General features: G+C 60.0%; 13 protein-coding genes. 5 read left to right on the top strand and 8 right to left on the bottom strand.

The genetic code is table 11. The annotated features are described in order from the left end of the window. Positions 1 to 93 precede the first annotated feature (93 nt). On the top strand, positions 94 to 3,240 hold the full coding sequence (locus ACIONG_RS09155; protein ID WP_401298416.1) for a transglycosylase domain-containing protein: 3,147 nt from the start codon (positions 94 to 96) through the stop codon (positions 3,238 to 3,240). Between the two features lie 189 nt (positions 3,241 to 3,429). Then, entirely contained in the window at positions 3,430 to 8,592 is a 5,163-nt protein-coding gene (locus ACIONG_RS09150) for an NEL-type E3 ubiquitin ligase domain-containing protein (protein WP_401298413.1), read from the top strand. Here ACIONG_RS09150 and ACIONG_RS09145 read toward each other — a convergent pair. The 6 genes from ACIONG_RS09145 to ACIONG_RS09120 form a co-directional block, all read right to left on the bottom strand. Further along, positions 8,561 to 9,754 carry a hypothetical protein gene (locus ACIONG_RS09145; RefSeq protein ID WP_249412165.1) on the bottom strand — a complete coding sequence of 398 codons (1,194 nt, stop codon included), beginning with the start codon at positions 9,752 to 9,754 and terminating at the stop codon, positions 8,561 to 8,563. The genes ACIONG_RS09150 and ACIONG_RS09145 overlap by 32 nt on opposite strands. A 93-nt stretch (positions 9,755 to 9,847) precedes the next feature. Next, the gene (locus ACIONG_RS09140; RefSeq protein WP_146041242.1) at positions 9,848 to 10,348 is read right to left on the bottom strand and encodes a CS1 type fimbrial major subunit; all 501 of its coding nucleotides are present in this window, start codon (positions 10,346 to 10,348) and stop codon (positions 9,848 to 9,850) included. A 33-nt stretch (positions 10,349 to 10,381) separates the two neighbouring features. Then, positions 10,382 to 11,125 carry a pilus assembly protein gene (locus ACIONG_RS09135; protein ID WP_103304585.1) on the bottom strand — a complete coding sequence of 248 codons (744 nt, stop codon included), beginning with the start codon at positions 11,123 to 11,125 and terminating at the stop codon, positions 10,382 to 10,384. Positions 11,126 to 11,169: 44 nt separating this feature from the next. After that, the gene (locus ACIONG_RS09130; RefSeq protein ID WP_401298410.1) at positions 11,170 to 12,384 is read right to left on the bottom strand and encodes a hypothetical protein; all 1,215 of its coding nucleotides are present in this window, start codon (positions 12,382 to 12,384) and stop codon (positions 11,170 to 11,172) included. Positions 12,385 to 12,388: 4 nt separating this feature from the next. Continuing rightward, entirely contained in the window at positions 12,389 to 14,911 is a 2,523-nt protein-coding gene (locus ACIONG_RS09125) for a TcfC E-set like domain-containing protein (protein ID WP_401298407.1), read from the bottom strand. 111 nt (positions 14,912 to 15,022) lie between these two features. Continuing rightward, entirely contained in the window at positions 15,023 to 15,514 is a 492-nt protein-coding gene (locus ACIONG_RS09120; protein WP_103304582.1) for a CS1 type fimbrial major subunit, read from the bottom strand. Positions 15,515 to 16,011: 497 nt separating this feature from the next. Here ACIONG_RS09120 and ACIONG_RS09115 point away from each other — a divergent pair, with 497 nt between their 5' ends. Next, positions 16,012 to 16,587, top strand: coding sequence for a PadR family transcriptional regulator (locus ACIONG_RS09115; protein ID WP_103304581.1), 576 nt, complete (start codon positions 16,012 to 16,014; stop codon positions 16,585 to 16,587). Further along, positions 16,584 to 17,369 (top strand): siderophore-interacting protein, encoded by a 786-nt coding sequence (locus ACIONG_RS09110; protein WP_213026490.1) that lies wholly within the window; start codon positions 16,584 to 16,586, stop codon positions 17,367 to 17,369. The genes ACIONG_RS09115 and ACIONG_RS09110 overlap by 4 nt, the downstream gene beginning before the upstream one ends. A 185-nt stretch (positions 17,370 to 17,554) precedes the next feature. Here ACIONG_RS09110 and ACIONG_RS09105 read toward each other — a convergent pair whose 3' ends face one another. Then, positions 17,555 to 18,193 carry a Pr6Pr family membrane protein gene (locus ACIONG_RS09105; RefSeq protein WP_213026491.1) on the bottom strand — a complete coding sequence of 213 codons (639 nt, stop codon included), beginning with the start codon at positions 18,191 to 18,193 and terminating at the stop codon, positions 17,555 to 17,557. A 1-nt stretch (position 18,194) separates the two neighbouring features. Further along, on the bottom strand, positions 18,195 to 18,425 hold the full coding sequence (locus tag ACIONG_RS09100; RefSeq protein WP_103304578.1) for a VF530 family DNA-binding protein: 231 nt from the start codon (positions 18,423 to 18,425) through the stop codon (positions 18,195 to 18,197). Positions 18,426 to 18,725: 300 nt separating this feature from the next. On the opposite strand from ACIONG_RS09100, the gene ACIONG_RS09095 reads away from it, so the two are divergent. Further along, on the top strand, positions 18,726 to 20,087 hold the full coding sequence (locus tag ACIONG_RS09095) for a carbohydrate porin (protein ID WP_103304577.1): 1,362 nt from the start codon (positions 18,726 to 18,728) through the stop codon (positions 20,085 to 20,087). Positions 20,088 to 20,283: the final 196 nt, after the last annotated feature.

The following is a 20,283-nucleotide window of genomic DNA, read 5'->3' as shown; positions in this document are numbered from 1 at the left end:
TCCCCCCACCCCTTCACAATTTTTTCACCAGCGCAAACCACCGTCTAAGCTTCAGACAAGTCCGATCAATCTGCGTGAATGGATCAATCGACTATGGGCGCTTTGTGGCAGACCGATTCGAGTAAAGCCGTGGTTCCGACTGAACGTGTGGATGATCAAGCGCCTGTCCCTGAAAAACCCCGCCGCAGCCGGCACGGGTGGAAGGCTTTCTGGTTGTTGCTGCTGATTATCGCGGTGGTGGTGGGGCTGGCTGCCTCCAAGGAAATGCGCACCTCGCGTTTTCAATCCCGGGAACTCAGCCAATATGCCGCCTCGCTGACCTACAAACTGGAGCCGGGCCCCAGTGAAGCCATTCGTTATCCGGGCAACGGTCCGTTCGACCTGCGGCTGGGTTACAGCTCCCTTGATGAATTTCTGCCGCGCCTGCTCAAGCGCAACTATGTCGTCACCGAGCAGACGCGTTTTTCACCGGCGCTGCTGAGCTACACCGACAAAGGCCTGTTTGTGCCCTACTCCGAGAAAATCCAGGCCGGGCTGTCGATCACCGATTGCCGCGCCGCACCGCTGTACAAGTACAACTATCCGCAGCAACTGTATTCGAGCTTCGCAGCGATTCCACCAGTGGTGGTCAACAGTCTGCTGTTCATTGAAAACCGCTTCCTGCTCGACCCCAAGCAACCCTTGGCCAACCCGGCTGTGGACTGGCCACGGTTCGGCATGGCCGCGTGGTCACAGGTGGCGAAGTTGCTGCACCTGCCCGGGCAATCTGCCGGGGGCAGTACCCTGGCAACGCAACTGGAGAAATACCGGCATTCGCCCGATGGCCTGACGGTGTCCGGCGCCGAGAAGATTCGCCAGATGATTTCCGCCAGCGTGCGCGCCTATCAGCCCGGCCCGGAAACCCTCGGCGCGCGGCAGAACATCATTCGCGACTACCTCAACAGCGTGCCGCTGTCCGCCGTGCCCGGCCACGGCGAGGTGCACGGCATGGCCGAAGGGCTGCGGGTCTGGTACGGCACGGATTTCAACAAGGCCAACGAACAGTTGAACAGCCCTGCGACCGACCCGAAAACCATGGCCGAAAAAGGCCTGGCCTTGCGTGAAATGCTCTCGCTGATGATTGCCCAGCGGCGCCCGTCGCATTACCTGACCAAGGGCCACGAAGAACTCGCCGACCTTACCGACAGCCACTTGCGCCTGCTCAAGCAGAGCGGCGTGATCGACAGCGCCCTCGCCGACGCGGCACTGGCCAGCACCGTCAGCTACCGCGACTGGCAGACCCAGCCGACCATTCAGCCGATTGAAACCAACAAAGGCATCAGCGTTGCCCGCAGCCGTTTGGCAAGCATGCTCAATCGTCCGCTGTACGACCTTGACCGCCTCGACCTCTCGGCCACCAGCACTCTGCAGGGCGACCTGCAAACCCAGGCCACCGCTTATCTGAAGAAACTCGCCGACCCGGCCTACGCCGGCGAAATCGGCCTGCTTGGCGAACGCCTGTTGACCCCCACCAGCACCACTCAAGTGCGCTACAGCTTCACCCTGTTCGAACTGACCCCGGACGGCTCGCGGGTGCGGGTGCAGACCGACAGCACCGACCAGCCGTTCGACATCAACGAGGGCAGCAAACTCGAACTCGGCTCGACGGCGAAGATGCGCGTGCTCACCACCTACCTGCAAATCATCGCCGAGTTGCACGACAAATACGGCGCCATGAGCGTGCCGGAACTGAAGAAAGTCGAAGTGCCGGATCAGGATCGCCTCAGCCAATGGGTCATCGACTATCTGATCCAGAACAAGGATCACGACCTGTCGAAGATGCTCGGCGCCGCCCTCGATCGCAAATACTCGGCCAGCCCCGGCGAGGCGTTTTTCACCGGTGGCGGGCTGCACGTGTTCCACAACTTTCGCAAGGAAGACAACGGGCGCATGCCGACCCTGCGTGATGCGTTGCGTGAGTCGATCAACCTGCCGTTCATTCGCCTGATGCGCGATGTGGTGCGCTACGTCACCTACTCCGGTCCCAACAGCAGCGCCGAACTGCTCAAGGACGACCGCGACCCGCGACGTCAGGAATACCTGGCCAATTTCGCCGACCGCGAAGGCACTTCGTTCCTGCTCAAGTTCTGGAAAAAGTACAAAAACAAGGACACCCAGGCGCGCCTCGACACCTTCCTCGACAGCATGCGCCCTACCCCGATCCGCATGGCCGCCGTGCACCGTTACCTGTTGCCGAACGCCAGTCAGGAAGATTTCAACAGCTTCGTGCGCTCGCACCTCAAGGGCGCCAAGCTCACCGAGAAACTCACCGACGATCGCCTGATCAGGCTCTACGATTCCTATGGCCCGGGCAGTTACGACCTGCCGGATCAAGGCTTCATCGCCAAGGTGCACCCGCTCGACCTGTGGCTGATGGGTTACCTGTTGAACAACCCCGACGCGACGTTTAGCCAGATGGTCAAGGCCAGCCAGTTCGAGCGTCAGGAAGTCTACAGCTGGCTGTTCAAGAGCAAGCACAAGGGCGCGCGCGACAGCCGCATCCGCACCATGCTCGAGATCGAAGCGTTCCTGGAAATCCATCAGCGCTGGCAGAAAGTCGGTTACCCGTTCGATCATCTGGTGCCGTCGCTGGCAACCGCCATCGGCAGCTCCGGCGACCGCCCGGCCGCCCTGGCAGAGCTGATCGGCACCATCCTCAACGACGGCGTGCGCATGCCGACCCTGCGCATCGACAGCCTGCACTTCGCCGCCGGAACCCCCTATGAAACCCGACTGGTCAATGACCCGCATGTCGGCAAACGGGTGATGCCGTCGGAAGTTGCGACAGCCATGCGTGAAGCCTTGTCGCAGGTGGTGGACGCAGGCACGGCAAAACGTGTTTCCGGCAGTTTCAAACTGGCTGATGGCAGCCCGCTGGCCATGGGTGGCAAAACCGGTACCGGCGACAACCGGATCGAGGCCATCGGCTCAGGCGGAAGGATCCTCAGCTCGAAGTCGATCAACCGCACGGCGACCTTCGTTTTCTACATCGGCGATCACCATTTCGGCACCCTCACCGCGTTCGTTCCGGGGCGTTCTGCGGAGAACTTCAAATTCACCTCAGCCCTGCCGGTACAGGTGCTCAAGGGCATGGCACCGATTCTCACACCGTACTTGCAACCGGGTAGTGACTCGCAATGCCGGCCTGCGGAAAATACCCAGGTCACCCTGGTCACAGCACCTGCCGTCGAGCGTCTTTGAACAGCGTTCGGCGTCAGGAAGGTTGAGATAACCCGGCGCACCGGGTGGTACAGAGTTATTTTTTTCGATTCGAATTTTCGACCGGTCGGCCGCGAAAACCCCGGTTTAAACACGTGGGTTTTTAGTCTTTTGTTTTGAGCCTTCACCGATAAGGTGATCATCCCTACCAAGCACTCAAGGATGATTGCCATGCCTGCGTCCCCCTCCTCCGCCGACGATCTGCACAAGGGTCGGCACCACGAATTCATCAAAAACACGCTCCACGGCACGTTCAAGTCCGCCACCCTCAACCGAGGACTGGCACTCAGTGCCGCGACGCTGAAACCCGAAGCGTGGTACGCCACCTCGCACACCCTCCAGCACGACAAACTCAAAGCCGCCAATCTCAAGGCCTGGGCTTCGCAGAACAAGGTCGACGTACTGCTGGCCAAACTCGATATCTACACGTTTGCCGCTCCGCTGTTGCAAGCGAAACTCAAGGAGCGCTGCGGCGTCGACATCGACGTCAAAACCACCTGGCTGCGTTTGTACATGCCCAAGGACAAACCCTGGTGGGCCATCGACATCTCGGGGGGTGCCACGGCCCGCACGGTGTCGTTGCTGGATGCCGCACTGCACAATTTCGCCAAAGACGAACAGGTCGATGCCGCCTCGGCTTTCATCAGCAAACCCGATGCGCTGGGCCACTTCGAGGTGCTTACGCTGGCCAATCTGAGCATCAGCGAGTTCCAGACGCTGTGCCGGGAACTGGACATTGGCGCGCAGTACAAAAAACATCTGGAAAGCTATCTTTTGTCCGGCGACGCCGTCGCCGATGCGGTGCTCAAGCACAAAGTCGTCGAGAGCCAGAAAGACGCACTCACGGTGGCGGCACAGTTGGCGTTGATCACCGGCGACATTCAGTACGACGTCTACAAACTGATGCTGGAATTGACCAAGGACAAACCCCGGCTGGTGCTCAATGGCCGCAGAATGCAGTGCTGCGACCTGTCGATGATGGACAACCGCCTGACCGGCATCACCCTGCTGATCCCCGCCAGACCCGACACCCGTGGCATCAATCGGTTGATCGTGTACCTGCCCCACGGCCCCGACCACCCGCTCAAGGAGTACGCCTCGGTCGATGCGTTTATCGAAGAACTGGCGCGGCAGTTGCGTGAGGATAAACTCGCTGCATCCTCACAAATGACCTATCGACAATTCTTCAGCCAGTTTGTCGATCAACAACAGCGCGGGCATTTTTTCGCCAGCCTCGAGCAACGCCTGTTCAAGCTGCAATGGCATCCGCCCGGGGATCCGACGGATCAACGCCCGACATGGCGCAAAGAGCCGGTGCCGCGACCACGCCTGCAAATCGATACCGTCGCGCTGCCCGCCGATTACTGGCGACACGTCTACCAGCAAAAGCTCAACAAGATCCTCAACGATGGCCGCGAGATCGCCGTGTCCACTGCCGATACCGACAGCAACACGCGCTGGGCCTGGTGGGACAACTTCAAGAAAATCGTCTCGGACATCTTCAATGCCGCCCTGCTGATCGCCACGCCGTTCGTGCCTTTTCTCGGCGAGTTGATGATGGCCTACACCGTGTACCAACTGACCAGCGACGTCATCGAAGGCATTGTCGATCTGGCCGAGGGACTGGGGCAGGAAGCCGCCGAGCATGTGATCAGCGTGGTCACCGACGTGATTCAGCTGGCGGCCTTCAGTGCCGGAACCGCCATCGGCTCGACTTTGCGCGTCAAGTTTTCCAAGTTGGTCGACGACATGAAACCCGTGCGTTTGCCCAGTGGCAAAGCCAGCCTCTGGCATCCGGATCTTGGCCCTTACGAACAGAAGAATCTGGCGCTGTCGGTGGCTTCGAAACCCGACCGACTGGGCCTGCACCGTCATGGCAACGACCTGCTGCTGCCGCTCGACGGCAAGCTGTACAAGGTGCAGAAAGCCACGACCGAACCGGCGCACAAGACCCACCGCATCGAACACCCCTCACGCGCCAACGCCTATCAGCCGACCCTTGAACACAACGATCACGGCGCCTGGCTGCACGAAGCGGAAAACCCCGAGGATTGGTCAGGCCCGACCCTGATGCGCCGGCTCGGCCACAGCGTCGAACGCTTCTCGCCGCTGGAGCTGGAGCAGATCCGCGTCGCCAGCGGCACCGACGCTGAAGAGTTGCGGCGCATGCACATCGACAACAGCCCGCCGCCACCGGTACTGGCCGACACGATCAAGCGTTACAAGGCCTATGACGATGCAGACACCACCATCGCCGATATTCGCGCCGGGCGGCCGATCGACGCGCAATCGGTGTGGTTTGAACCGATCATCACCCGACTGCCCGGCTGGCCAACCGAGCGGGCATTGCGCGTGTGTGAAAACGCTGACCTCAGCGGCCACTCGCGCCAGTACGGCAATCCGGCCGCCACCGAGGCCGATACCCTGAGCATCGGCCTGCCGGATCTGACCGCCGGCCGACTGCCCGAGCGAGCGGCGGTGTTTCTCACCGACAGCGAAATGCGCGCCTTGGCCGGTCGTGAAGTCCCGGCAGCACAGCGTCCCCAGGCCATGCGCAATCTGCTCGCCGATGCGGTAGATGACCTTCAGGGTGATTTGGCTTCGCGCATTTATCAGGGTAAGGAACGCTCCAACAAGGCCGACGTACGGGTCATGACCCAGACCTTCCCGGACATGCCTCTGAGCCTCGCCGAAAAAACACTGGCCCAGGCCCGACCGGCCGAGCTGGAGCGGATTGTCAGCGAAAACCGCCTGCCCCTGCGCATCAAGACGCAGGCCCGCGAGGCCAACTTCGAAGCCACCACGGCCCGCGCCTACGACGGTTTCTACCATGACGAACGGGTGGTGCCGGACACCGAACGGCTTGCGCTCAACACCCTGCGCACTTTTAGCGACAGTTTTGGCGAGATGCGCCTGGAAGTGCGTGACGGCACTTACGACGGCCCGTTGCGTTGCAGCGTCGGTCCGGACGAACCTGCCAGCGTCAGACGCCTGATCCGCGATGAACACGGCCGCTACGAAGTGCTCGACGGCGACAACCGTACCCTGCAGGCCCCCGCCGACTTTTACGAAGCGCTGCTGCAGGCCCTGCCGGAGGACAAGCGTCAGCAGATCGGTTATCAGAAAGGTCAGGGACGCTTGCTCAAACTCTGGATCATGGACAAAACCGCGGCACCGGCCGAACGTCGGGTACTCCTCGCCGAGCCGCCCGTGCGCCCGGTGGCGAGCATTGAAACCGTCGAGCTGGTGCGTGGCTGGCCATGGCCGTTCGGCGAAAAAACCTTCGAGGAGCGCATCAAACAGTTGTTTCCAAAGCTGAACGAGCGTCAGGTGAACAACTTTGCCGAAGCCTTGCGCGCCAAACCGGATCCCGAAGCGGCGCTGCAACAACTCAAGGACCAACTCAAGGAACTGCGCAGCACACTGGCACGCTGGCGCAACAGTCAGCCGGTGGGACTGGACAGTGCCGGCGAACCGATTCATGGCGTTTCGGCCGAGTTCCTGCGCACTGGCGGACTGCACCTGGAGGAGCGCCTGCTCGATTGCTTTGAACGCAAGAACGAGGCGTTCGCCGAGCGCGATCAGCATCCAGATCAAGGCTACACGCTGGATTTATCCTCCGACCTTTCCCGCCCGGATCACGACCGTTGGTGGAACGAAATGCGCCGGCAACCCGGCATGAAAAAATACCTCGATCAGATCACCGCACTGAAAATCGACAATGGACGCTTCTCCCCGGACAGCCAATTGCTCAATGACCTGCCGCAACTGCGCCAGTTGAGCGCCCGCCAGTGCGGCCTGAACAACGTGCCATCAGCCATCGGCGAAATGCGTGATCTGCAGACCCTCGACCTGACCGATAACCGCATCAGGCTCAATGACGAATCGGCCGCACGTCTGAGCGGCCTCACCCGCCTGCAATCGCTGCGCTTGACCGGCAACCCGTTGGGTCAGGCGCCGGACGTCGGGCGCATGTATCGCTTGAATGAATTGAGTCTGGCCAACAGCGATATCCGCGACTGGCCGCGCGGTCTGTTCCGGGTCGCCAATGCACCGCGCCATCGCCCGCGCAGTTTTGCCTTGGACATGCGCCGATCCCCGATCACCACCGTCCCTGAGGTCACGCCCGGCTCCGATGAAGCGTTCATCCTTTCCCGCGCACGCTTCGATACCCAGCGGCTGGTTGATGCCGACCGCATTCGTTACGGCAACTATCGCGAGTCGGCGGGGTTCAGCCGCCAGCAAGCGTATTCCCCAGCGGTGGAAAACGAAGTCAGCCATTGGCTGTCATCGGATGAGCCAACGACGTTCAGCGCATCACAGTCGCTCAGGCGACAGCGCGAAGAATCCTGGCAGGACGTGATGGCCGAGCCCGGCTCCGAGGATTTGTTCAGGATTATCCGCGAACAAAGAGAGAGCGAGGATTACCGCTCCGAGCGATCACGCAAGAGACTCACCCGACGCGTCTGGGAACTGATCGAGGCCGCCGCCCTTGACACCGACCTGCGTGAACAATTGTTCGAACAGGCCCGTGCGCCGGAAACCTGCCAGGACGGCAACGCTCAACTGTTCAACTCCATGGGGCTGAAGGTGCTGGTGTCCAAAGCCTACGCCGAGCGGACCTCGGCCAGAACACTGGACGATAACCTGGTGCGGCTGGCCCGCAGTGCTGCGCGCCTGGAAAGAGTGGGTGATATCGCCCGCGAAGAAGTCAGCCGCCAGCAACAACGGAACCTGATCAACCCTTCAGTCAATCTGCCACCGGATCAATTTGAAGTGCACCTGGCCTTCGAAACGGGACTGGCCGAGCGTCTGGGCCTGCCATGGCAGTCCGACGGCATGATGTATCAGCTGCGGTCAGGCGTAGACCAGGGCATGATCGACCGGGCCTACGACACGATCATCGAGCGCGAACGTGGCGAGGGGCTCGCCAACGGCATGCTCGACTTGTATGTCGACGGCTTCTGGGAGCGCCATTTGCGCAGAACCCATCCCACGCAATTTGAAGCCAATGACCAGGTGTTCGAAGAACAGCATCGGCGACTGGAAGAGTTGCGTGAATTACAGACACAGTGGGTCAACACCACAGACCCCACGCGACTGAATCCACTGGCCCGCCGCATGGAGGCTCTGGCCAGACAGTTGAACGCACGCGAAGCTGAAATCTTCAGCGGCGAAGTCATGAGCGATGCCTACTACAGCCGGCTGTTGAGCGACCTGGCGTACACCCGCAATGACCTGGCCAGACAACTGACCCACAAGGCGCTGCAGACTGCCGGTCTTGAGGAGAAACCCAAACCGTCTAGCCCAACTCCGAATCCCAGACAACCGTGACGTTGCCTGAGTAGCTGCGCGCGTAACCTTCCTGCAGCATTTCATCTACCGCATCCCGGGCCACCTCGAAATGCAGGATCCCGGGCTTGCGGTCGAGGTAGAAACCCGGCTGGAACATTTCGCTGCCACTGCCGTCGCGCAACAGTCGGCGGCGATTTACCGGACGTCCCGCTGCGTCGGTCAGCCCGGTGGGCAGCGTGACACTGACTTCCAGTGGCACGGCGTGGCCAGCGGTGGGTTCCCACAGTGCACAATTGTTGTCGCTGGCGTACTCGCACGTCAGGTTCATCTTGAAACGGCTTGAAGCGGAAATGTGAAACGTCTGATCACGCATCAGCCGTGCCGGTTTGCGCCCCTGATCGAGCCACGAATGCCAGCCACCGACGGGTTCCAGCACCACACGGTTACCACCCGGGGGGAGGTCGACTTTCAGCGTGTGGGTGACCGTGAGGAGGAAATTCAAAGTCAGCAACGAGTCGGATGGAATCATCACGTCGCCCATGTCGAAATCCTGGTTGGGGCCAACGGTGTAGCTGATTGAACCGGTGTAGTTGCCTGCATCCATTTGCAGTGGATTGGGCGTACGCAATTCGTAGGCGTAGACGAAAAATACGTAGCGCATGGACGCCGGAATGTCGAACTTTGCCTGTTTGCTGCAGGCGCCGGCCCCGGTCGGCACCTTCCAGAAGCTGTTGTAGCCGAACGATCCAGCCGAAAAAGTACCGATGCCCTGACAAGGCGGCGGAGCGTACATCCATGCACCACCCGCCCACAAATCATCCCAGCCGCCACCACCGGTCAACTCTTCAATCGTCTGTGGCAATCGCGTTTCATGACCGATACCGGCAATCCTCAACTGGAGGATCTGCGTATTGCCGGACGCATGGGTCACGGTAACGTCGCGCCAGTCGGAGGGAATTCTGGCCATCCCGCCCTGGCGAGGATCGCTGTGGTTGGCCAGGATCGGCGCATTGGCCGTGAAAGGAATCCGTGCGACCAGGCTGAACAAACCTGACGGCTCACACGCCCAAGGCGCTTGTCGACAGAAACCTTCCGACGGCGTGCGGTTCGTGAACTGATTTCTTTGCGGGTTGGCAAAGTCCGGTTCGAAGGTCGCTTCGATGTTATGCACTTCAGCCGGTGCAGCACCGGCAAACAGCATCAGCAGCAAGCCGCTCCATGGCCGGCGAATGCTTATGAAATTCACGTTGGTTCTCCAGAAAAGTGCGCGACAACAAGCGCTGAAAAATACGACTCACGCACCGGGCGCCCTGGCATTGAACAACAACAGCACATTGCCGCTGTACTCGCCGGGGCGATAACCCCCGGCGGGTTTGACCGGATCGATTTCCAGCAGCACGCGTTTGCCCGCCGCCGCCTCCTCTTGGGAAACCACCTGGCGCGGCGGCATCTCTGCGCTCAATGGCACGCCATTGAAGGCGACGCGCAATTCGATATCCTCACCAGCCCTGCCGTTGGACAGGTAGGGCACGGCTTCCAGGCGCGCTTCGATCGCACTGGTGTCGTGACGTACGTCGAAATTCTTGTGCACGCTGCCCAGGCTTGAGGTGACGTAATTCCAGTCGAGCCGCTGTGGCCGGTGAATCCAGTCGGGCTCCGCCGGAATGACGTAAAACGGCCGACTGGGCACGGTCAGCGAGACCTCGAAGGTGTGCTCTTCGCGGGCCGCCCAGGTCGCGGTGGCCGTCAGGGCCGCCGCGACCATCACAGCGGCGACGGTGCATTGCTTGATCATGTGGGTTACCCGTTGCGTCAATGGAGAACAGGTCTAGCGACTGCTGACCTTCAGGACCTTCTTCTCGGCGCCCTCGATCAGAAAGAAGCGATACTGACGGCCCTTCTCTTTATCGAAGGCGAAGGACTTGCCGGCCAATACATGGTGTTTGGTCGTTGCGCCGCAGTCGGCTTCATTGGTCAACGCGCAGCTTTTGAACTCGTCAATGATCACCACGGTGTTGCCGTTGTTGCGCAATTCGTAGCGGCTGTCGGTTTCATTGATCGCGGTGGCAAAACGCGCATCCCGGGGCCGCACGAAAAAGATCGTGCCGAACCCGGTCATCACGTTAACCCCGGCGCTCAGGGCCTTTTTATAGTCCTCGCGCTCCTCGTTGTTAACCGCAAACTCGTCTTCCTTTTCCGGCACCACCGGCACGAAACGCACGCGGAAATAGCGCTCGCGATCACGCTCACCCATGTACAGCAAACGCGTGCCCTGCATGCCTTGGGACGGCACGATCAACCGCGCCGGACTGGCCATGACGCCGTTGCGTGAGGCGCCGTCAGCGGCGTTCTCGACGGCAATTTCCTGCGGTGTGCCATCGGCGCCATAGACGATTTCGAGGACATTGACCTTGACGAACGCCGTCGCGTCACCGCTGTTGAATATCCGTTTCAAATACGTACTTTTATCGGCGTCCAGATAGTCGTACACCGTCCCCACATTGATCTGCGGACCAGCCTGCGCCGTCAGGCCAAACACACTGAGCACGCCCAGCAAAAAACCACGTTTCATCGTCTTCAACTCCATGAAAAATCAATAGGTCCAGCCCGGAGCGGTCACACTTCGGAATCCCAGATAACCGTGATATTGCCGGTGAACGTGTCGCTGAGCCCCGGGCGGAGAACAAAGTCGATCGCGTCTTTGGGCATTTCGAAACGCAGCGAACCGACCTTGCGGTCTACATAGATGCTTGGCTGGAAGGGACCGCTCCAGTGGTTGTATTGCAACTGGAGCAACTTCACGTCGCCACCGCCCGGACCGGTGATTCCGGGGGGCAGCGTGAGTTGGGTTATGACTTCGGTGGAGTTGCCTTTCGGGCTGATCATCTTGCAGCGCGGACCGCCGGTCGAGTTGCACAGGATCATGACCTTGAAACGCGACGAGGCAGACAGGTAGAACGGTTGGTCACGGTAGATCTTGGTCGGCTTCTGGCCGCTGGCGATCCAGCGCATCCAGCCGCCTTCGGGCTCCAGCGTGACGCGATCGCCGCCCGGCGGCAGATCGACTTTGAGGGTGTGCTGCACGTCGAGCACGAAATCCAGATTCAGAACGCCGTCATTGGGCACCATCAACGGGCCCAGACTGAAGTCACCGCTGGGTCCCAGGGAATATGTCATCGAACCGGTGTACAGACCGGAAGACATGCCCAGCGGATTGGGCGTGCGCAGTTCATAGGCGAAATCGAGGGTGTCGAAGTACATCGATGGAATGGTGTACGCGGCGACTTTGCTACACGCCGCCTCAACCGGCGCTTTCCAGAAAAACCAATAAGCTGACGGATTGAAGGCGCCGACGCCGCTGTACTGACATGGCGCAGGCGCATATACCCAACTGCTGCCGGTCCAGAGTTTCTGATGCCCTTCAAGTATGTCGGTGACGCCCACCAAATTGGCCGCTGGATGACTCAGGACGAAATTGGAGCCGATGCCGATGATCCGCACTTCCACCGTTTCAGCTTCCCCGGTTTCGGCATTGGTCACGGTCAACGGTCGCCAATTGGCCGGTACCCGCACATCAATGCTGTCGTTGGGCATTAACGCCCGCAAGGAATCGAAGCGCACCGGCAACTGGATGCTGAACATATTGTTGTCCCTGCACTCGGACGGGTAGTTGGCACAGTAGCCGCTGTTCGGCGTCTGGTTGACGAACACGTTCTTGTTCGGTTGCGACGAATCCGGCTGAAACAACGCGCGAATCTCGCGACTGGCGGCTTCGATTGCCGGCGTGGCCATCACCAGGCACAGGCCAAGACCACATGTGAATCTTTTCATCTGATCAGCCCGCCTTCTGTTCGGTGGAGGTGACATCGGCCAGGGTATCTGGCGTGCAGCGCAGATCGCCGATCATCAGCACGTTGTTTTCACTTCGGTGCTGGTTCTCCACAAGGCGGAACTGGCAGAGCAGCTGGTTATCCCGGCGCACTTCGAGGGTCGGCGAGCCCGCGTTCATTTCCATCGAGAAGAAGCCGTCGACCTCGGTCACGCCACGGCTGGCGTGGTTGATCACGTGGTGGCCCTTGAGCGGCCGGCCTTGCGCGTCAACCAGACGACCGAGCACGGTGAGGGTTTTCATCACGCGAATCTTGCGGTACTCGACCCCGCCCTTGTTCAAGTGATAACGGGTACGCGCCGGGGCAATGGTCGCCGCCGGGACGTGGTTACCCTCGAAATCGAAACTCACCGAGCTGTTCTGGTAAGCGGTGATCGGGATGAAATTGCGCCCCGGTTTCAAAGCGGCGCTGCCACCGCTGAAGTCATCGGCACGCAAGGCGATGTTTTCGATGTCCGACTCGACGTCGACAATCAACCCGGCACCGCGCATCTCGTTCTGACTGGTCAGCAGCATCTGCTGGCCCCCGATTACCAGGGTGCTGTCGACGTTGAGGCCACCGGTGAAATTACCGTTGTAGGAGGAGCGCTGAACGAAGCCGTCGCCATTCACCGTATCGGTACGGAAGTTCGCCAGGCTGGACATGCCGAGGCCGTAAGTGTCGGTCAGCGCCGTGACCGAAACGCTTTGCAGCACATGATCCTTGAGATCCTTGCGCCAGCCGATCGAACCGTTGTTGTCGCGTTTTCCATCGCGCGCCGTGCGCGAGCCGATGCTGCCGGTGATCTGCTGGCCGGGCGCACCGAGCGCCAGATTGACGCTCAGGTCAACCCCGCGATTGCGCGCATCGCCGGTGCTGTAACTGCCCGGCCGATCAAACACCGACAAGCGCCAACTGGCATCACCGCCGAACAACACCGTGCGCTGCGTCCAGCCCAGATCCAGGCCGGCACCTTCAACGTTGCCCTCGCTGTGCGACACCCGGGCGTTGAGCGAATTCTTGCTGCTGAGCCGGTGGTTGAGCGCCAGCGACGAATTACTGGTCTGGCCGATAAACACGTTGCGCGGGCGAATACGCGTGCCGTCGGGCAAGGTGTCGTAGGTGTTGGTGGTGTCGAGCCAACTGCGGTTGTGGCTGATCACCAGGCTGCCGGATCCATAGTTGTAAAGACTTTGCAGGTCCAGGCCGGTGCCGTAATCCTCGGTCTTGTAGACGTTGGCGAACAGGCTGAGGTGATTGGCCAGCGTCCAGTCGACGGACGTGCCGTATTGCAGTTTTTCGCGGACCTGCCGCGCCGACAGGCCGAGAATCACGCGCGGGTGCATCAAATAATTGACCGACGCACCGGCCGTGGGGCTGCCGCTGGACTGCGTGTCCCAGTTACTCAGCAATTTGCTTTCTTCGCCGGCAAACACGTTGTAGCGCCAGCGCTCGTCGAGGTTGCGCCAGTTGTTCGGCTTGTAGACCAGCTCCTGAGTGGTCGAGGTGATCTGGCCGTCTTCGATCAGGCGCACTTCCACTTCATAGATGCCGCCGGGTAACGGTCGAGTATCGAGGGTCTGCAGACCGGCGGGCACCGATTGGGTGTTGATCAACAGGCCATCGCGGTAAATCTCCACCGAGCCCTGCCGATTGGCGGTGACGTAGATCGGGTACACGCTGGGCTTGGGGTTATTGATCGCGAGGCTGTCGGAACTGCCGTACATCACGCCGACCGCCGTGTCGGGGCTGGTGCCGAACGTGCGCGGCTGGCGGGTCAGACCTTCGGAATTGGGGGTGAAATAGCCCAGGCGGAAAAAACTGCCTTGCAGTTCGCGCTGGGTGTGCAATTCATGTACCGCGTGGTAAAGCTTGTCGTCCGGGCCACCGAGACGTGACAGTTGCAGGTTGAGCGTCTGACTCCAGTTACCCAGACTGCTGCTGGCTTCGAGGCCGAAACGGCCACCCAGGTCCTGATCCTGACCACCGTTGAGGTTGAGCTGATTGCGCACCATCAAGCCGTTGCTGCCGCCTTCGGGCTGTTCGTAGTAACGCTTGGCTTCAACGTCGCGTTCGGCGTTTTCGGTGAGGATCGACACCTGTGAGTTTTCCAGGTTGTAGTGCACCGCCAGCACTTGATCCGGGCAGGAACCGGTGCAGTTGCCCAAGGCCACACCCGGCTTCAGATAGGCCGCCCACTTTTCCCGTTCGGCGGGGCCGAAGCGGTTTTCGCTGGTGTCGGTGAACTCGAGCAGGGTGATGCGATCATCGCGGGACAACACCACCAGCGCCTCGCCCAGAGGCTGATGATCGAGCTCGACCCGAACCGCCAGAGGCACATCAAAGAAATGCTCCTCGAAATCCGCCGGCAGGCCTTTGGCCTGGGCCAACAGACTTCGCGGCGTGGTGCCGGCGGAGTTGGAAGCCACGGCTGCGCTGGCACAAAACAACAGCGCAAGCGCAGCCGCGATGGGTGTCATCGGGAACATGAACTCTTACTCTGATTACGAACAATGGAAGTCCGCCGAGCCAGGCAGTGGCTGCCTGTCCCGGCGGGCAGCGCCCGTTGAACAATGGGCGCGTAATGCCTGATCAGCCGATCAAGGCGTGCCGACCGGCGGAACAGCGTCGAACGTCATGGCGACAACGCCGGTGTAATCACCCGGGTTGAAAGTCGAACCGATAACGCTGATCTTCAGCGGCGCACGGAAGTTGACGTTCGACTCCTCCTCACCGACAACTTCCTGTGGGGTCAAGGTCAGGGTCTTGTTATTGATCTCGACTTTCAGGTCGATGCTGTTTGAACCCGAAATGAGTTTTGGTGCGCTGTCGAGGCTGGCATGAACCGAACCGTTGTTGTTGCGCACATCGAAGAAGCCGTTGACTTCACGCATCTTGCCGCTGCCCGGCTGGAAGCTCATGTCCTGATCCTTGTTGACCAGTTCAGGATCGGTCGGCACCACGTAAAAGCCGTTGGTCGGCACATGGGCGACGATGTTGATGGAGTGAGCGGCTTCACCAGCGGCGAACGCTCCCGAGGAACCCAGTGCCAGAAGAGCCAACGGAGCAGCGATTGCGATTTTCTTGAACATCGTTCAGTACCTTGTTTTCTTGATGAGAAGGAAGAATTGAAAGTTCAGGAAAACCCTCAGGGGAGTTGAGCCAGGTCAACTTGAACTTTCAATGCCGGGGCATCATCGACTGTTGTCTCTGGAAAGTAAGCAAGTAACTTCCGATAACCTCGTAGTTCAACAACCTCATGACCCGCAAGAAAAAAGAACAAAAAAACGATATTCAAAACAGTGACTGTAAGTTATGCCCTACATACAGATTCAGTTAAAAAACCATACAGCAACCTGGCCCAGACATAGCAGTACTTAGTTATAACTTTAGAATACTTGCTCGATTAAATAGAGTGATGACTTTAACTTTAAGGTTATCCATCAAGACACCTTCGCGAAAATTGACCTGTTGCATTTTCTCAGGAGGTCGCCGCTCGTCAGCGGCCCTGAGGATGGGGAAAAAACCTCTTGCGCCAGCTTTAAGATATATCTTAAGTTGTATCTAAACATGACGAGAGAAGACAGAAATGAGAGACCATCATTCCCCCCACCGCGAACACGGCGATGGCCGCGACGGCTTCGAGAAGCGCCCCGGGCGTGAGCGCGGCGGCCGTGGCCCGCGAGTATTCGCCCCCGGTGACCTGAAATTGCTACTGCTGGCACTGGTCGCCGAACAGCCGTGCCACGGCTACGACCTGATCCGACAGATCGAAGGCATGTTCGATGGCGCTTACAGCCCGAGCCCCGGCGTGATCTATCCGACCCTGACCTTCCTGGAAGAAAGCGAACTGATCAGCGGCGACGCCGAGGGCGGCAAAAAACGCTACAGCGTCACCGAAGCAGGCCGTTTGTCCTTGAGTGAACAGGCCGTGGCCCTCGATGGCGTGCGCATGCGCATCGACGTCAGCAAGCGTTCGTTGCGCGGCCATGACCGGCCGCCGGAAATCCACGAGGCGGTGCACAACTTGCGCCATGCCCTGCAACTGCACCACGGGCGCTGGAGCCCGGAAGAAATCCTGCGCGTGCGTGACCTGCTCAACGACACCGCCAAAGCCATCGTCGACGGCCCCGCCGTTCAACCTGCCCCGGAGAAAGCCGAATGACTGCAGTCGATAGCCAAACCATTCACCGCGTGATGCACGAAATCAAACGCCGTCGCCTCGAAGTGCTGCGCGTGGTCGACCTGACCCCGCGCATGCGTCGCATCACCCTCGGTGGGCCGGAGCTGGCCGGGTTCATCAGCCTCGGCACCGATGATCATGTGAAATTGCTGTTCCCGCAGAACGCTGAACAAACCGCCGCCCTGGAAACCATGGTACTCGGCGGCAAGAACGACGGCCCGATGCCCGAGATGCGCGACTACACCCCGCGTCGCTACGACCTCGAAAAGCTTGAACTGGACATCGACTTCGTCCTCCACGGCGACGGCCCTGCCTCGACTTGGGCGGAACAGGCCAAACCCGGGCAATTCCTGCACATCGGCGGGCCGCGCGGTTCGATGATCGTGCCGGACATCTTCGACAGCTACCTGCTGATCGGTGACGAAACCGCCCTCCCCGCCATCGCCCGCCGCCTCGAAGGCCTGGCCGCCAATCGCAAGGCGCTGGTGGTGATCGAAGTGGAAAACGGGCGCGAGCAACAAGTGCTGGAGAGCGCGGCGCAGGTAAATGTGATCTGGGTCTTGCGTGAGGGCGGCAAGGACAACCTGCTGACCACCGTGAAGCAGTTGCAGGTACCGAAAGGCAATCTGTATGCGTGGGTGGCGACCGAGACCAAGGTTTCACGGCAGATTCGCCGGGTGCTGCTGGATGAGCACGGGCTCGACGAAAAGCTTGTCAAAGCCGTTGGCTACTGGCGCGCCGAGGGCACTTCCGAAGAGGAGTGACTTTTTGCTATTCACCCTCCACTTGAGGGGTGAACTCAATTGTGGCGAGGGGATTTATCCCCGATGGGCTGCGCAGCGGCCCCAGAACCTGCACCACGGTGAGCCGGGTAATCCGCGGAGGCAGGTTTCAGGGCCGCTCCGCGCCCCATCGGGGATAAATCCCCTCGCCACAGGTTTGCATGCATTCAGGACTGCGATCCGCGCAATCGGTCGAGGCCGATCAGCGCCAGCGCAATCAGCACAAACCCCACCAATATCCCCCCGGCATTGATCAACACCTGCGGATAACCGAGCACCGCCACATCAATGAACGGATACGCATACGCGCCGAGCAAATGCCCGCGCAGCAAGGCATAGATGAAATACACCAACGGATAAGTCAGCCACAACGGCAGATGGCCCAGGCGCAAAGTGCCTTTCGGCACGCAAAACCACCAATAGCCCAGAAACAGCAACGGCATCACATCGTGCAGCAGTTCATCGGCGATAAATTGCCAACCTTGGGGATGCCACAAGTGCCGCAACAAAATGCTGTAGGCGAGGCCGACCACCACAATGCTCACGGCAATGCCACTGCTCACCCACGGCTGTAAAAACCAGCGCCGGGCGGCTGATTCACGCTCCGTCACGGCACAGGTCAACACCGTCGCCACCAGCGTATTCGTCAGAATCGTGAAGTAACTGAAGAAGCTCACCACCCCGACCAACAGGCTGGCGCCAACACTCAAGCGCGCAAAGAAGATCAGGTAAAGCTGAATACCCAACCCCGCCCAGCCCAGTACGGCTGCGCAAGTGATCAGGCGTCGGCGCCACACGGCGTCCATTTCAGACCGGGCGCTTGGTGCGCATCAATTTCACGTACAGACGTTCGACCTTCTCCCGCGCCCACGGGGTTTTACGCAAAAACGTCAGGCTCGACTTGATGCTCGGATCGCTCTTGAAGCAACGGATGTCGATGCGTTCGGCCAGCCCCGACCATTCGTAGTGGGCCACCAGCGCGGTGAGGATCTGTTCGAGGGTCACGCCGTGCAGCGGATCGGGGGATTGTTCGTTCATGCCTGGCCTTTGGGCGAAGTGAAAATGCAGAAGCCGCGCACCTTAGCCGAGGGGGTGGTCGGGTGGAAGGCCTTCCTTCAAATGTAGGCCAACCCGAGAAGATCGCAGCCTGCGCGCGGCCCGACAATGCGCCCGTTTGCCGCACTGTTACCGAATCCGAAAGGCTGCATGTCAGCAAAACCCCTTTGTCTTTTTGTTACAGATCATTATCCTGCCGCCCTTCGGCTGAAACGCTTCACTGCCTGCGACATTTTGAAGCGCTCGGTCCGCACCCCGAAAACACCCAAAAAAGACTTCTCCATGCCCGATTTTTCCTTCTCCCGAGACAGCGCTATCTCGACCCTGCGCACCCTTGGCGGCTGCACCGCTCTGGGTCTCGCCACCTGCGTTCAAGCGGCTCCCGCGTTCGACAGTGAATCACCGTACATGCTCGGTGACTGGAACGGCACGCGCACCCAACTCTCGGAAAAAGGCTACGACTTCAAACTCGATTACACCGGCGAAATGGGCAGCAACCTGCACGGTGGCTATGACCACGATCGCACCGCGCGCTACAGCGATCAGTTCGGCCTCGGTACGCACCTGGACCTGCAAAAGATCCTCGGCTGGGACGACGCCGAGTTTCAACTGACCATTACCAAACGCAGCGGCAACAACATCAGCAACGACCGCATCAACGATCCTCGCGTCGGCGGTTTCACCTCGGCCCAGGAAGTCTGGGGCCGTGGCCAGACCACGCGCTTGACGCAGATGTGGTACCAGCAGAAATTCTTCGATCAGAAACTCGACATCAAGGTCGGCCGCTTCGGCGAAGGCGAAGACTTCAACAGCTTCCCGTGCGACTTCCAGAACCTGGCGTTCTGCGGCTCGCAGGTCGGCAACTGGGTCGGCGGCATCTGGTACAACTGGCCCGTCAGCCAGTGGGCGATGCGCGTCAAATACCATCTGACGCCGGAGTTATACGCCCAGGTCGGCGCGTATGAGCAGAACCCGTCGAACCTTGATCGCGGCAACGGTTTCAAACTCAGCGGCAGCGGCACCCAAGGCGCAATCCTGCCAATCGAACTGGTGTGGACGCCGAAGCTCAACGGCCTGCCGGGCGAATACCGCGCCGGCTATTACTACAGCAACGCCAAGGCCAGCGACGTCTATAAAGACAACAATGGCCAACCGGCAGCGTTGAGCGGTGAAGCCTATCGCAGCGCGTCGAGCAAACACGGCGTGTGGCTGGGCATTCAGCAGCAAATCACCAGCGTCGCCAGCGACCACTCGCGCGGCCTGAGCGTATTCGCCAACGGCACGATGCACGACAAGAAAACCAACGCCATCGACAACTACGTGCAGGCCGGCATCACCTACAAAGGCCCGTTCGACGCTCGCGCCAAGGATGACATCGGTTTCGCCCTGGCCCGCGTGCACGTCAACCCGGCCTTCCGCAAAAACGCCGAAGCAAGCAACCGCGCCAACGCCGTTTACGACTACGACGATCCCTCGTTCCTGCCGCCACAAGACACCGAATACAGCGCCGAACTGTATTACGGCGTGCACGTGACGAACTGGCTGACCGTGCGCCCGAACCTGCAATACATCCGCCACCCCGGTGGCGTGGACAAGGTCGACGACGCGCTGATCGCAGGACTGAAAATCCAGTCCTCGTTCTAACCGACACCACAAAAACCTGTGGGAGCTGGCTTGCCAGCGATGCGATTTCACAGTCGACATCTTCGTCGGCTGACACGCCGCCATCGCTGGCAAGTCGAATCGTCGCACCGCAGCTCCCACAGGGATCGAAGAAAATTCGTTAGCTACACAAGTTTTTATCTGAACCATGCCTGTGCCAAATCGTCATCTAAAGTGA

The sequence above is a fragment of the Pseudomonas sp. NPDC087817 genome (genome assembly GCF_044742875.1).
Classification (GTDB): domain Bacteria; phylum Pseudomonadota; class Gammaproteobacteria; order Pseudomonadales; family Pseudomonadaceae; genus Aquipseudomonas.
The sequence above is the reverse complement of the archived record's forward strand: the minus strand, read 5'-3'. Positions and strand labels throughout refer to the sequence as shown.

Excerpts from the sequence above, each read along its gene's own strand:
- ACIONG_RS09155 (WP_401298416.1), top strand. The coding sequence starts at position 94 with ATGGGCGCTTTGTGGCAGACCGATTCGAGTAAAGCCGTGGTTCCGACT.
- ACIONG_RS09120 (WP_103304582.1), bottom strand. The coding sequence starts at position 15,514 with ATGTTCAAGAAAATCGCAATCGCTGCTCCGTTGGCTCTTCTGGCACTG.
- ACIONG_RS09130 (WP_401298410.1), bottom strand. The coding sequence starts at position 12,384 with ATGAAAAGATTCACATGTGGTCTTGGCCTGTGCCTGGTGATGGCCACG.
- ACIONG_RS09140 (WP_146041242.1), bottom strand. The coding sequence starts at position 10,348 with ATGATCAAGCAATGCACCGTCGCCGCTGTGATGGTCGCGGCGGCCCTG.
- ACIONG_RS09105 (WP_213026491.1), bottom strand. The coding sequence starts at position 18,193 with ATGGACGCCGTGTGGCGCCGACGCCTGATCACTTGCGCAGCCGTACTG.
- ACIONG_RS09150 (WP_401298413.1), top strand. The coding sequence starts at position 3,430 with ATGCCTGCGTCCCCCTCCTCCGCCGACGATCTGCACAAGGGTCGGCAC.
- ACIONG_RS09110 (WP_213026490.1), top strand. The coding sequence starts at position 16,584 with ATGACTGCAGTCGATAGCCAAACCATTCACCGCGTGATGCACGAAATC.
- ACIONG_RS09135 (WP_103304585.1), bottom strand. The coding sequence starts at position 11,125 with ATGAAACGTGGTTTTTTGCTGGGCGTGCTCAGTGTGTTTGGCCTGACG.
- ACIONG_RS09125 (WP_401298407.1), bottom strand. The coding sequence starts at position 14,911 with ATGTTCCCGATGACACCCATCGCGGCTGCGCTTGCGCTGTTGTTTTGT.
- ACIONG_RS09145 (WP_249412165.1), bottom strand. The coding sequence starts at position 9,754 with ATGCTGTTTGCCGGTGCTGCACCGGCTGAAGTGCATAACATCGAAGCG.
- ACIONG_RS09115 (WP_103304581.1), top strand. The coding sequence starts at position 16,012 with ATGAGAGACCATCATTCCCCCCACCGCGAACACGGCGATGGCCGCGAC.
- ACIONG_RS09095 (WP_103304577.1), top strand. The coding sequence starts at position 18,726 with ATGCCCGATTTTTCCTTCTCCCGAGACAGCGCTATCTCGACCCTGCGC.
- ACIONG_RS09100 (WP_103304578.1), bottom strand. The coding sequence starts at position 18,425 with ATGAACGAACAATCCCCCGATCCGCTGCACGGCGTGACCCTCGAACAG.